The 11,938-nt window shown below is 69.2% G+C and carries 14 protein-coding genes; 10 read left to right on the top strand and 4 right to left on the bottom strand.

Annotation, left to right across the window (positions count from 1 at the left end):
• Positions 1 to 74: 74 nt before the first annotated feature.
• On the bottom strand, positions 75 to 599 hold the full coding sequence (locus OP79_RS10205; protein WP_033319867.1) for an SgcJ/EcaC family oxidoreductase: 525 nt from the start codon (positions 597 to 599) through the stop codon (positions 75 to 77).
• 430 nt (positions 600 to 1,029) lie between these two features.
• Between OP79_RS10205 and urtA the strand changes: the two genes are divergently transcribed.
• From urtA to urtE, 5 genes are all read left to right on the top strand, one after another.
• Entirely contained in the window at positions 1,030 to 2,253 is a 1,224-nt protein-coding gene (gene urtA / locus OP79_RS10200) for an urea ABC transporter substrate-binding protein (RefSeq protein ID WP_033319743.1), read from the top strand.
• A 70-nt stretch (positions 2,254 to 2,323) separates the two neighbouring features.
• Positions 2,324 to 3,220 carry an urea ABC transporter permease subunit UrtB gene (gene urtB / locus OP79_RS10195; protein ID WP_033319742.1) on the top strand — a complete coding sequence of 299 codons (897 nt, stop codon included), beginning with the start codon at positions 2,324 to 2,326 and terminating at the stop codon, positions 3,218 to 3,220.
• Positions 3,217 to 4,344, top strand: coding sequence for an urea ABC transporter permease subunit UrtC (urtC, locus tag OP79_RS10190; protein WP_033319741.1), 1,128 nt, complete (start codon positions 3,217 to 3,219; stop codon positions 4,342 to 4,344). The genes urtB and urtC overlap by 4 nt, the downstream gene beginning before the upstream one ends.
• A complete protein-coding gene (gene urtD, locus OP79_RS10185) occupies positions 4,341 to 5,126 on the top strand; it encodes an urea ABC transporter ATP-binding protein UrtD (protein ID WP_033319740.1) in 786 nt (261 codons plus the stop codon). Before urtC ends, urtD begins: the two co-directional genes overlap by 4 nt.
• Positions 5,126 to 5,818 carry an urea ABC transporter ATP-binding subunit UrtE gene (gene urtE, locus OP79_RS10180; RefSeq protein ID WP_033319739.1) on the top strand — a complete coding sequence of 231 codons (693 nt, stop codon included), beginning with the start codon at positions 5,126 to 5,128 and terminating at the stop codon, positions 5,816 to 5,818. The genes urtD and urtE overlap by 1 nt, the downstream gene beginning before the upstream one ends.
• Here urtE and OP79_RS10175 read toward each other — a convergent pair.
• Positions 5,808 to 6,995 (bottom strand): RNA polymerase sigma factor, encoded by a 1,188-nt coding sequence (locus OP79_RS10175; RefSeq protein WP_033319738.1) that lies wholly within the window; start codon positions 6,993 to 6,995, stop codon positions 5,808 to 5,810. The two genes, urtE and OP79_RS10175, sit on opposite strands and share 11 nt — an antisense overlap.
• Positions 6,992 to 7,345, bottom strand: coding sequence for a YciI family protein (locus OP79_RS10170; RefSeq protein WP_033319866.1), 354 nt, complete (start codon positions 7,343 to 7,345; stop codon positions 6,992 to 6,994). The genes OP79_RS10175 and OP79_RS10170 overlap by 4 nt, the downstream gene beginning before the upstream one ends.
• Before the next feature lie 98 nt (positions 7,346 to 7,443).
• Here OP79_RS10170 and OP79_RS10165 point away from each other — a divergent pair, with 98 nt between their 5' ends.
• A complete protein-coding gene (locus tag OP79_RS10165; RefSeq protein ID WP_033319737.1) occupies positions 7,444 to 8,487 on the top strand; it encodes an acyl-CoA dehydrogenase family protein in 1,044 nt (347 codons plus the stop codon).
• Here the strand turns inward: OP79_RS10165 and OP79_RS10160 are convergent.
• The gene (locus tag OP79_RS10160) at positions 8,471 to 8,896 is read right to left on the bottom strand and encodes an NlpC/P60 family protein (RefSeq protein ID WP_106972345.1); all 426 of its coding nucleotides are present in this window, start codon (positions 8,894 to 8,896) and stop codon (positions 8,471 to 8,473) included. The two genes, OP79_RS10165 and OP79_RS10160, sit on opposite strands and share 17 nt — an antisense overlap.
• Positions 8,897 to 9,028: 132 nt before the next feature.
• Between OP79_RS10160 and OP79_RS10155 the strand changes: the two genes are divergently transcribed.
• The 4 genes from OP79_RS10155 (at position 9,029) to OP79_RS10140 (ending at position 11,919) form a co-directional block, all read left to right on the top strand.
• Entirely contained in the window at positions 9,029 to 9,478 is a 450-nt protein-coding gene (locus tag OP79_RS10155; protein WP_033319736.1) for an SPW repeat protein, read from the top strand.
• 143 nt (positions 9,479 to 9,621) lie between these two features.
• On the top strand, positions 9,622 to 10,194 hold the full coding sequence (locus tag OP79_RS10150) for a GNAT family N-acetyltransferase (protein ID WP_033319735.1): 573 nt from the start codon (positions 9,622 to 9,624) through the stop codon (positions 10,192 to 10,194).
• Between the two features lie 78 nt (positions 10,195 to 10,272).
• Positions 10,273 to 10,845 carry a nucleoside/nucleotide kinase family protein gene (locus OP79_RS10145; protein WP_033319734.1) on the top strand — a complete coding sequence of 191 codons (573 nt, stop codon included), beginning with the start codon at positions 10,273 to 10,275 and terminating at the stop codon, positions 10,843 to 10,845.
• 192 nt (positions 10,846 to 11,037) lie between these two features.
• Positions 11,038 to 11,919, top strand: a complete 882-nt coding sequence (locus OP79_RS10140; RefSeq protein WP_033319733.1) for a GNAT family N-acetyltransferase — start codon at positions 11,038 to 11,040, stop codon at positions 11,917 to 11,919.
• Positions 11,920 to 11,938 lie beyond the last annotated feature (19 nt).

The raw sequence follows: 11,938 nt of genomic DNA, 5'->3' as shown, positions 1-11,938 counted from the left end.
GTGCCGGAAGTCGCTTCCTCAAGCATTGCGACTCCCGGCACGCGGCCCCCACGCCGAACGGCACGGCGTGAGGATCAGCTCGCGGACGGCACCACCGAGGAGTGGTGGTTGACGATCAGCCACTTGCCGTCGCGCTTCTCGTACTCGAAGGTGTAGCGGGCCTCGAGGGTGCTCTTCTTGCCGGTCTCCGGGTCGGTGACGTGGAACTCGTACAGACCGGCGTCGATCGCCGAGTTGCCGTCCAGGACGTTGATGACGGTTCTGAGTTTCTCGCCCTTGGGCTTCTTGAGCAGGAAGTGCTCCATGTAGTCGACGATGCCGGCGCGGTCCGTACGCACCTCGGGCGACAGGGTGGGCAGCAGCACCGCGTCCTTGGCGTAGAGGTCGGCGACCTTCTCGGGGTCGCCGGTCTGCAGGGCAGCGTTCCACTGGTCGAAGAGGGCGGCGATCTGCCCCTTGCCGGCCTTGGCCGCGGGCTTGTGCCGGGCGCTCGGTTCCTGTTCCGGTGAGGCGACGCTGATGCCCGCCGCGACGGTGCCGGCGACGACCAGTCCCGCGATCGTGTAGACCGTTGCGCGCGTGCGTATTTGACGCTTCATCATGACTCTTGTTCCTAGGGATCTCTGGGCCGATGGGAGCGGTCCCACCTTTGCGGATCACCGGTAAAGGACGAGGCAACATATGCCCTGCATATAGGCATGGGCAGGTCAAAACACGAACGGCGATCATGCGAACACGCAGGTGGAGGGGCGGTGGCGGCATCCAGGGACACCGGCATCACCGACGACTCGGCCATCGACGTGGTGCCGATGCCATGGGAATCCCACGGGCGGATCGTGAATTCCTGGAACGAATTCCGTCTCCGGGCATTATTTGCCTCCCCTGAGAGCCGGAAGATACAGACGGAGCCGTTGAGCGAAACGCCTCGGAAACGAGTCGACTTGAAGCTGTGGTCCGCACTTCACGAGCTTGTCCTCATCGGACGAGGGGGTTCATTTGTCCAGCGGTTCCAGTATTTTCCGACGCCGGATGGTGGCGGGAGCCGCCGCACTCGCGGCTGCCGTCGCGCTGTCCGCGTGCGGCGCAAAGACCGACGCGGGCGGCTCGTCCGACAAGGCGGCCAAAGCGGACACCAGCGGTGACACCGTCAAGGTCGGCCTGCTCAACTCGCTGTCCGGCACGATGGCGATCAGCGAGGTGACCGTACGCGATTCGCTGAAGCTGGCGATCGACGAGATCAACGCCAAGGGCGGTGTGCTCGGCAAGAAGATCAAGCCGATCAGCGAGGACGGCGCCTCCGACTGGCCCACCTTCGCCGAAAAGGCCAGCAAACTCATCCGGGAGGACCGGGTCGTGGCCACCTTCGGCTGCTGGACCTCCGCGAGCCGCAAGGCCGTGAAACCCGTCTTCGAGAAGAACAAGTCCCTGCTGTTCTATCCCGTGCAGTACGAGGGACTTGAAGAATCCCCGTACATCTTCTACACGGGTGCCACCACCAACCAGCAGATCGTGCCGGCGCTCGACTACCTCAAGAGCCAGGGCAAGAAGTCGATTTACCTCGTCGGCAGCGACTATGTCTTCCCGCGGACCGCCAACAAGATCATCAAGGCGTACGCGGCGGCCAACGGCATGAAGGTGCTCGGCGAGGACTACGCACCGCTGGGCTCCACGGAGTTCAGCACGATCGCCAACAAGGTGAAGGCGTCGAAGGCCGACGCGGTCTTCAACACCCTCAACGGCGATTCGAACGTGGCCTTCTTCAAGGAGTACAAGTCCGCGGGTCTGACCGCCACGAGCATGCCGGTGGTCTCGGTGTCGATCGCCGAGGAAGAGGTCAAGTCGATCGGATCGCAGTATCTGGCGGGCCAGTTGACGGCCTGGAACTACTACCAGACGACCGCGGGCGCGGCGAACACCGAGTTCGTGAAGGCGTACAAGGCCAAGTACGGCCAGGACAAACCGACCAGCGATCCGATGGAGGCCGCGTACACCTCGGTCTATCTGTGGAAGGCGATGGTGGAGAAGGCCAAGTCCTTCGACCCGGAGAAGGTCAAGGCGGCCTCGGACGGCATCACCTTCGACGCCCCTGAGGGCAAGGTGACCGTCGACGGCGCGTCCCAGCACATCTACAAGACCGCCCGGATCGGCAAGATCGGCACCGATGGGCTGATCGAGCAGGTGTGGGACTCCGGCAAGGCGATCAAGCCGGACCCGTATCTGAAGGGCTACTCCTGGGCCTCCGGCCTGTCCTGACCGCCCGTCACGCGGGGGCCGCTTTTCCCGAAGAGGCCCCCGCGTCCCGTCGCCTCCCCGGAGCCGCCGTATGACCGTGATCCTCGGTCAGACCTTCACCGGCATCAGCATCGGTGCCGTGCTGCTGCTCATCGCGCTCGGTCTCTCGCTCACCTTCGGCCAGATGAACGTCATCAACATGGCCCACGGCGAGTTCATCATGGCCGGCGCCTACACCACGTACGTCCTCCAGAAGTCCATCACCAGCGCCGGTCTGTCGCTGCTCGTCGCGCTGCCCGTCGCCTTCCTGGTCGCGGGGGCACTCGGCGCGCTGCTGGAGTGGCTGCTGATCCGCCGCCTGTATCTGCGCCCTCTCGACACGCTGCTCGTCACCTGGGGTGTCTCGCTGATGCTCCAACAGCTCGCCCGCGACATCTTCGGCGCGCCCAATGTGCAGACCCGCGCGCCCGACCTGCTCACCGGGAACATCACGCTCATCGGCGGCGACGATCCGCTCACGGTCGCCAACAGCCGTCTGTTCATCCTGGGGTTGGCGATCACGGCGGTCGTCGCGCTGTCGCTGACGCTGCGGATGACCTCGCTGGGACGCCGGATCCGAGGCGTCGTACAGAACCGCGATCTGGCCGAGGTGTCCGGCATCTCCACCGAACGCGTGGACCGCACGGCCTTCTTCATCGGATCCGGACTCGCCGGAGTAGCGGGCGTCGCCCTGACGCTGGTCGGTCCGATCGGTCCCACGATGGGCACCAACATCATCATCGACGCCTTCCTGGTGATCGTGGTCGGCGGCATCGGACAGCTCAAGGGCACCGTGATCGTCGCCTTCGTCCTTGGCGTCCTGCAGTCCGTCCTCGAGTACTCCACCACCGTCAGCGTCGCGAAGGTGCTCGTCCTCGTAGGCATCGTCGCGTTCCTCCAGTGGCGGCCCCAAGGGCTGTACACCCTGCGCACGAGGAGCCTCGTATGACCGACTCCCGTCTGCCCCTCCTCAAGGAACGCTCCGCTCTCAGGGGACGCTCCGCGCGGGCCTGGGCCGGTTTCGCCGCGGCAGCCGTGGCCCTGTTCGCCCTCGCACCGCTGGCCCTCTCCGACTTCCGGCTCGGTCTGCTCGCCAAGTACCTGTGCACCGCGATGGTCGCCGTCGGCATCTGCCTCGCCTGGGGACGCGGCGGGCTGCTCACGCTCGGACAGGGTGTCTTCTTCGGGCTCGGCGGCTACGCCATGGCGATGCACCTGAAGATCGCCGACGCCGGGCCCGGCAACCTCCCCGACTTCATGCAGCTGTACGGCACGGCCACCGAACTCCCGTGGTGGTGGCAGCCGTTCGCGAACCCCGTGTTCGCACTCGCCGCGACCGTACTGCTGCCGATGCTGGTCGCCGCGCTGCTCGGTTCGTTCATCTTCCGCCGCCGGGTCAAGGGCGCGTACTTCGCGATCCTCAGCCAGGCGCTCACCGCGGCCTTCGCGATCTGGCTCATCGGCCAGCAGGCCACCACCGGCGGCACCAACGGACTCACCGACATCCAGGGCTTCTTCGGCTACGACCTCAACGACCCGATCAACCAGCGGATGGTGTACTTCATCATCGCCGCCGCCCTGCTGCTCCTGATCGCCCTCGCCCGGCAGCTGATCCACAGCCGGTACGGCGAACTCCTCGTCGCCGTACGGGACTCGGAGGAGCGGGTGCGCTTCCTCGGGTACGACCCGGCGAATGTGAAACTCGTCGCGTATGTCGTCGCGGCGGGTATGGCAGGGCTCGCGGGTGCGCTGTTCGTGCCCGCGGTCGGCATCATCTCGCCCGCGATGATCGGGATCGTGCCGTCCATCGAGTTCGTCATCGGCGCGGCGGTCGGCGGCCGGGCGAGCCTGGCCGGCGCGGTACTGGGCGCGATCGGGGTCGCCTGGGCCAAGACGGCGCTGTCGGAGGAGTTCCCGGCGGCCTGGACGTACTTCCAGGGGCTGCTGTTCATCGTGGCCCTGGCGTTCCTGCCGGGCGGTCTCGCCTCGCTGGTGGGGATGGTGCGGCGGCGCAGGGCGTCGCATGCGAGTGAGGAACCGTCGCCTGCCCTTCCTGTGGGAGAAGCAGCATGAGTGAGCTCTCGGGTCTTCGGATACGGCAACTGCGGGTGTCCTTCGACGGGTTCAAGGCCGTCGACGGCGTGGACCTGGACGTACAGCCGGGCGATCTGCGCTTCCTCATCGGGCCGAACGGCGCGGGCAAGACGACGCTCGTCGACGCCGTCACCGGTCTGGTGAAGGCGGAGGGTTCGGCGCTCTTCGGGGATGAGGAGCTGCTCGGGCGCAGCGTCCACAAGATCGCCCGGTCGGGCATCGGCCGTACGTTCCAGACGGCCACGGTCTTCGAGGAGTTGACCGTCCTTCAGAACCTGGACATCGCGGCGGGCGCAGGACGCGGGATGCTGACGATGCTGCGGCGCCGCAAGGGCGTTCCGGAGTCCGTCGCGCGGGCCTTGGAGACGGTGGGGCTCGCGGAGCTGGCCGACAGCCCCGCCGGGACCCTCGCGCACGGGCAGAAGCAGTGGCTGGAGATCGGCATGCTGCTCGTGCAGGACGTACGGCTGCTGCTGCTCGACGAGCCGGTCGCGGGGATGAGCCATGACGAACGGCAGGCCACCGGTGAGCTGTTGGAGCGGATCAGCGAGGAGCGGACCGTGGTCGTCATCGAGCACGACATGGACTTCATGCGGTCCTTCGCGCGCAGCGTCAGCGTGCTGCACGCGGGCAAGGTGCTGAGCGAGGGAACGGTGGCCGAGGTGCAGGCGGATCCCAAGGTGCAGGAGGTGTACCTCGGGCACGCCGCCGCCGGGGACGTACTCGACACCGCGGCCCCCGCGGCCGTACAGGAGGCGTGATGCTGGAGATCGACAACGTCCGCGTCGGTTACCACCGCAGCACCGTCCTGCACGGGGTGTCGGTCGAGGTGCCGAAGGACGGCGTGGCCGCCGTGCTCGGGCACAACGGCGCCGGCAAGAGCACCCTGCTGCGGGCGGCCGTCGGACTGCTCACCCCGTCCAGCGGCGCGGTCCGCTTCGATGGCGAGGACGTCACGCGCCGCAAGCCGCATGAGCGTGTGGCGCGCGGCATGGCGTACGTACCGCAGGGTCAGCAGGCCTTCCCCCACCTCACGACCGCCGAGAACCTTCAGCTGGTCGCGGACGGGCGCAAGCGCGGCAAGGCGGCGATCGCCGAGGCACTGGACCTGTTCCCGGCGCTGCGGACGCTGTCGAACCGGCGGGCGGGGCTGCTCTCGGGCGGTCAGCGGCAGCAGCTCGCCATCGCCCGGGCCCTGGTCACCGAGCCGCGGCTGCTGCTCCTGGACGAGCCGACCGAGGGCATCCAGCCGTCGGTCGTGGCCGAGATCGAGGAGACGATCCTCGCGCTGGCCGCCCGCGGCGGGCTCTCGGTGCTCCTGGTCGAGCAGCACGTGGGCTTCGCGATGCGGGCGGCGCAGCGGTACTTCGTCCTGGAGGCCGGGCGGGTCACCTCGTCCGGTGCGGGCGGGAAGGAGTCGGTGGCGGCGGTGCGGGAGGCGCTCAGCGTGTGAGTTCCCTCCGGCGACGGTCGAGGAACGCACGTTCCGCCGCGCTCTCGGTGAGCGCGATGGCCGCCTCGTACTCCCGCGCGGCCTCCGTGTCGCGGCCCAGGCGGCGCAGCAGGTCGGCGCGGACGGCGTGGAGGACGCGGTAGTCGTCGAGGTCGAGGGCGTCCACGAGGCCGAGGGCCTGCCGCGGGCCCTCGGTCTCGGCCACGGCGACGGCCCGGTTCAGGGCCACGACCGGGCTCGGGGCCAGAGCCAGGAGCTGGTCGTAGAGCTGCCGGATCTGATTCCAGTCCGTGGCGTCCGCGGTCTCAGCGTCGCTGTGGACGGCCTGGATGGCGGCCTGGATCTGGTACGGGCCCGGTTGGTTCCGGCGCAGGCAACGACGGACGAGTTCCTGCCCCTCGGCGATCAGATCGCGGTCCCAGCAGGCGCGGTCCTGCTCCGGCAGCGGCACCAGCACGCCGTCGTCGTCCCGCCGGGCGTCCCGGCGCGACTCGACGAGGAGCATCAGCGCGAGCAGGCCGGTTGCCTCGGGCTCGTCCGGCATGAGCTCGGCGAGGAGGCGGCCGAGGCGCAGCGCCTCGGCGCACAGCTCCTCCCTACCCTCGTACCCCTGGTTGAAGATCAGGTAGACGACGGCCAGCACTCCGGTGAGCCGGTCCGGGAGGTCGGCGTCGCGCGGCACCCGGTACGGGATCCCCGCGTTGCGGATCTTCGCCTTGGCCCGCACGAGTCGCTGCGCCATCGTCGGCTCGGGCACGAGGAAGGCACTCGCGATCTGGGCCGTGGTCAGCCCGCCGAGCAGCCGCAGAGTCAGGGCGACCCGGGCTTGGAGGGCGAGGGCGGGGTGGCAGCAGGTGAAGACGAGGCGGAGCCGGTCGTCGCGCACGGGGCCCTCCTCGGGCGGTGCGTCGGGGGCGTGCAGCAGGGCGGCCTCGGCGTGCCGGGCCTGCCGGGAGGACTCACGGCGCAGCCGGTCGATCGCCCGGTTGCGGGCGGTCGTGATGATCCATCCGGCCGGGCTGGGCGGCACGCCGGTCTTCGGCCAGCGCTGCACGGCCGTGGTGAAGGCGTCCTGGACCGCTTCCTCGGCGAGGTCGATGTCGCCGAGGAAGCGGACGAGGACGGAGACGGCGCGGCCGTACTCCGCGCGGAACACGGCCTCGATGTCCGTGGTCATCCGTCGGCTTCGCCCATGAAGGGCCGCACCTCGATCGGCAGGGTCGTCGCCAGGGCCGCCTTGCGTCCCCACTCCAGGGCCGCGTCCAGGTCGGGCGCCTTGATGAGGCAGATCCCGCCGAGCATCTCCTTGCCCTCGGCATACGGGCCGTCGGTGATCAGGACGTCACCGTCGCGAGGCCGCAGCACGGTGGAGGACTCCGGGCCGTGCAGTCCCCCGGCGAACACCCAGGCATCCGCCTCCCGCAGCTCCTGGTGGAAGACGTCGAGGTTCTTGCCGATCTCCTCGAGGACCTCGGGGGCGGGCGTGCCCCCGACCGGTTGCATCACGCTGAGCAGGTAGTACTTCATCACGGCCTCCTTGGCGTCGTGGTGTCCTTCCACCTCCTACACGAACGAGACACCCCCGATTCGACACCCCGCGCTGCCCGGCCGCGAGAATTTCTCCCATGACCACCGCACCTCATCCCCTCGTCGCCCGTGCCCACCGGCTCGCGCACGACCTTCTCGCCCCACATGCCGAGCGGGTCGACCAGGAGACCGTGCCCGCGAGCCACATCGACGCGGTCAGGCGGTCGGGACTGCTCGGAGTGGGCGCGCCGACGGAGTACGGCGGGTCGGCGGCGCCCGCCGCGGTGGCACGGGAGACCGCGGAGATCCTGGCCGGGGCCTGCTGCTCCACGTGGTTCGTGCAGACCCAGCACCACACGCCCGTGAAGGTGCTCGCCACCTACGACTCTCCCGTACGGGAGAAACTGCTGCGCCCCCTGGCCACGGGCGAACTGCTGGCGGGGGTCGCGTACGCCCATGTCCGTGCCTTTCCCCGGGTTCCCGTACGGGCCGTGCCCGAGCCCGGAGGCTGGCGGTTCGACGGCACCGTGCCCTGGTACACGGGCTGGGGGCTGAACGACGTGATGCTGCTCGCCGGCGTGACGGACACGGCCGAGGTGGTGTTCGCCTTCACCGAGGCACGCGAGCAGCCGGGGCTGCGCCCGTCACCGCCGATGCGGCTCGCGGCCCTCACGGCCACCCGCACGGTGTCCATGGAGCTGGACGGCCTGCGGGTGCCGGAGGAGGCGGTCGCCCTGCGGGTGCCGTACGAGCGGTGGTCCGTGACCGACCGCACGAAGACGGTGAACGCCTCACCGGCGGTGTTCGGCATCACCGAGGCGGCCCTCGCTCTGCTGGACGACGACACCGCCGCTCCGCTGCGCACCCGCCTCGACGAGGTCCGCCGCCGGTCCTACACGCTGGCCGACCACCCGGTGCCGCACGAGCACCTGGACGAACGACTGGCTCTGCGCACCCAGGCCTACGACGTGATGCGCACGGCCACCACCGCGGCGGTGGTGACGGGAGGCGGGCGCGCGATGACCCTGACCAGCAAGGCCCAACGCCTGGTGAGGGAGGCGATGTTCCTGCTGGTGCAGGGCCAGACCGCCGAGTCGCGGGCGGCGCATCTTGCCTCGCTGGCGTTCAGCGCATCCGCTTGAAGCCGAGCAGGGTCCGGTACCGCTCTCGTGCGGCGAACTCCGCCATGCTCCACACCGCGGGGCGCCCGACCTCGGCGCACAGGTGAAGGATCCGGCCCTCCCCCACGACGACCCCTACGTGCGCGCCCCACGATTCGTCGGTGGCGTTGAAGAGGGCGAGGTCCAGGGGCTGGGCGACCGCGACGCGGCGCGTCAGCCGGATATCGGCCCACAGGTCGCTGGAGCGCCAGGCGGCGGGTTCCAGGCTGAATACGCCGAATAGTTCGAGAACCGCGTACGCGAACAGTTGGCAGTTGGCGCCGTCGATGAGGCCTGGTCGGTCGCGTACCGCCGCGGATCCCGGGAACCGCGCACCGACGTACGGGGTCGCCCACATGTCCGACGGTATCCGCGCGAGCACGTCAGCCACCGTTGCTTCCTCCCCTCCAGCCCCGCCGACCACTACACATAAGGAAAAAATAAGCGCAGTATGAAGATACGCGGCGCTTACCGCATACCGCACCAGAGCGGTCGGGCCTGCAGAGAACGAAGGAGACGAGTCATGGCCGACGTCTCACGCACCAGAGGTGACATCACCACTCACCCGGACGTAGACGAAATGCGGGACCGTTATGCCCGCATGCTTGATGGTCGCGATGTGGCGCTCGTGGACGGACCGGTGTTCCTGCTCGGTCTGTACTGTGCCACCTCCCCGTGGATTCTCCACTTCACTACAAGCCAGCCCGCACTCGTGACGCACAACCTCATCATGGGCATCGCGATAGGCCTGCTGGCACTCGGATTCACCAGAGCGCCGGAGCGGATGTACGGCCTGAGCTGGGCCATGTGCGCCATAGGTGTGTGGATGATCATCTCGCCGTGGATCGTGGGCGAGAGCCCGGACACGGGCGTGATCGTCAACAACATCATCATCGGTGGTCTCGCCGTGGTGCTGGGAGCCGTGTGCGCGGCTGTATCGGCGAAGAGCACGAAGCGCACACCGCGGGCGTAGGAGCAGGCGTAGGAGGACGTCTGCACGGATGAGGGCGGAAAGCCGGTCCGCGCGTACACGTCGCGGGCCGGCCTCCGTATGAGGTCTCCGTACAGGCCTGAGGCTGTCTTGGCCGCCCACGCGGCGTGCGGCATGATCCACGCATGGACATCCGACCGTCGCTCGCCCTGCCGCCAGGACTCCGCCTCGAAGGGGACGGGATCCGGCTGCGTGAGTGGTCGACGGACGATGTGCTCGCTCTGGTCGAGCTGTACGACGACCCCGAGATGGCGCGCTGGACGCCCGTGGCCTCGCCGTTCGACATTCCGGCGGCTCACACGTACCTCGCCGAGGCGTTCGCGGCGCGTGCTCAGGGGCGCAAGGCGCAGTTCGCGATCACCACGGACGGTGTCGTGCCGCGCGGTGAGGTCCTGCTGTTCCGCAACCAGGTGGACGAACGGGACGTCGAGCTCGCCTACGGCGTCGGCGCCGCCCACCGCGGTCAGGGCCTGGCCTCCAGAGCCGTACGCCTCGTATCGGACTATGCCCTGCGCCACACCGGCGCCCGGCGCCTGGTCCTGTGCATCGAGGAGGGCAACACGGCGAGCAGAGCGGTCGCGCGGGCCACCGGGTTCACCCTCGTCGACACCGAACCCGTCCTGCGTATGTCGAGGGGACGGGAGGTCCCCTTGCAGACCTGGGCCCGCACCCACCACACCGGCCAGCCGACCGACTGACCGACTCGCCCGCTGGCTGGCTGGCTGCACGGCAAATCCAAGTCGCGTGGCGTACGTCCGGTCCGGCACGCTGCTCGCATGGGTCATGCGGAGGTTCTGCTCATCGGTGGGCGCGCGGGGGTCGGCAAGTCGACGGTGGGCTGGGAGGTTTCGGACCGGCTGAGGAGGGCGGAGGTCGCTCATGCCCTCGTCGAGGGCGACCTCATGGGGCAGGTTCATCCGGCGCCGGAGGGCGACCCGCACCGGGCCGGGATCACTGAGCGGAATCTGACAGCGGTCTGGGGAAACTTCGCCGAGCTCGGCCATCGGCACCTCATCTATACGAACACCCTGAGCGTGCTGGCCGAGGCCGCCTCCATCTTCGAGCGTGCGATGGGAGCGGACGTGCGGATGATACGAGTGCTTCTCACCGCCACCGATACCACTGCCGCCGAGCGGCTGGCGAGGCGGGAGGTCGGCTCGGGGCTGGCGCGGGAGCTGAGGAACAGCGCGTACAAGGCACGGTTGTTGGACGAGCGTGCGCCTGCGGGCACCGTGCGGGCGGTGACCGACGATCGTTCCGTGGTCGACATCGCGGGCGAGGCGCTGGACGCCACGGGGTGGCTCGTGGACGGGACCGGAAGTGCGCTCACCACCACGGGGCACTCATAGGAACCGGATCGAGTGGCTGATCCGGATCGACCTCGCGGCACTGGGCGTCACCGCCCTGGACCGGTCCCGGTCACGCCGCTGACCACAACGGCCTGCCGCACAAAACGTGTTGCACGCCGAACCCCGTCACGCTTGGCTGCTACGGATCCCTGATCGACTTCACCACCCGCAGCCCACCGTGACGGAGACCCCGTGCCGCCTCGCATCACCGCGCTCACCGACCCCGAACCCACCCCGTCCAGCTGGCGGCGGGCCTGGCTCGCGGCCGACGCCGAGGGGATGCCGGTCGGGTCCGCCTTTCTGCGGCTCTTCGTGAAGGAGGGGCAGCGGCATCTCGCGGAGCTCGAAGTCGCCGTGCACCGGGCCGAACGGCGCCGGGGCGTGGGCAGCGCCCTGCTGGACGCGGCCGTCGCCGCGGCGCGGCACGAGGGGCGCCGGTCGGTCCTCGCGCAGGCCGAGGAGGGCTCTCCGGGCGATCTGTTCCTGGCGGCACGCGGCTTTCGCCGGGTGCTGGCGCTGACGTATGCCCGGCTCCCGCTGGCCGACGCCGACCTCACCCGGATCGACGCGATCGCCGAACAGGCCCATGACTGTTACCGGTTGACCGAGTGGGAGGGCACCGTGCCGCCCGAACTGGCGCGGACGTACGCCGAGTCGCGGCGGGCCATGGACGACATGCCGATGGAGGGCACCGACTACGGCACGGTGGTGTGGGACGTGGAACGCGTGGTGTCGGCGGCCGAGGCGATCGCCAAGCGCGGCGATCTGCTGAACACCGTCGCCGTGGTGGATACGAGGGACGGGGCGGTGGTCGGTTTCACCGAGCTGGTCGTGCCCGGCGACGGGCAGGGCGACGGTCAGCACTACGGAACCGCCGTACTCCCCGAGCACCGCGGACACGGCCTCGCCCTCTGGATGAAGGCCCACTCGATCCGCCTGGCCCGCCGACGCCACCCCGATCTCGCCGCCCTGCTCACCGACACGGCGGACAGCAACACGCCCATGCGCCGCGTCAACGACACCCTCGGCTATCTGCCCACGCTCAAGGCCGTGGAGTACCAGCTCGATCTGTGAGACGGCGACGCGTCACGCC

It is taken from the genome of Streptomyces yerevanensis (assembly GCF_000716805.1).
Classification (GTDB): Bacteria; Actinomycetota; Actinomycetes; order Streptomycetales; family Streptomycetaceae; genus Streptomyces; species Streptomyces flaveus.
The sequence above is the reverse complement of the archived record's forward strand: the minus strand, read 5'-3'. Positions and strand labels throughout refer to the sequence as shown.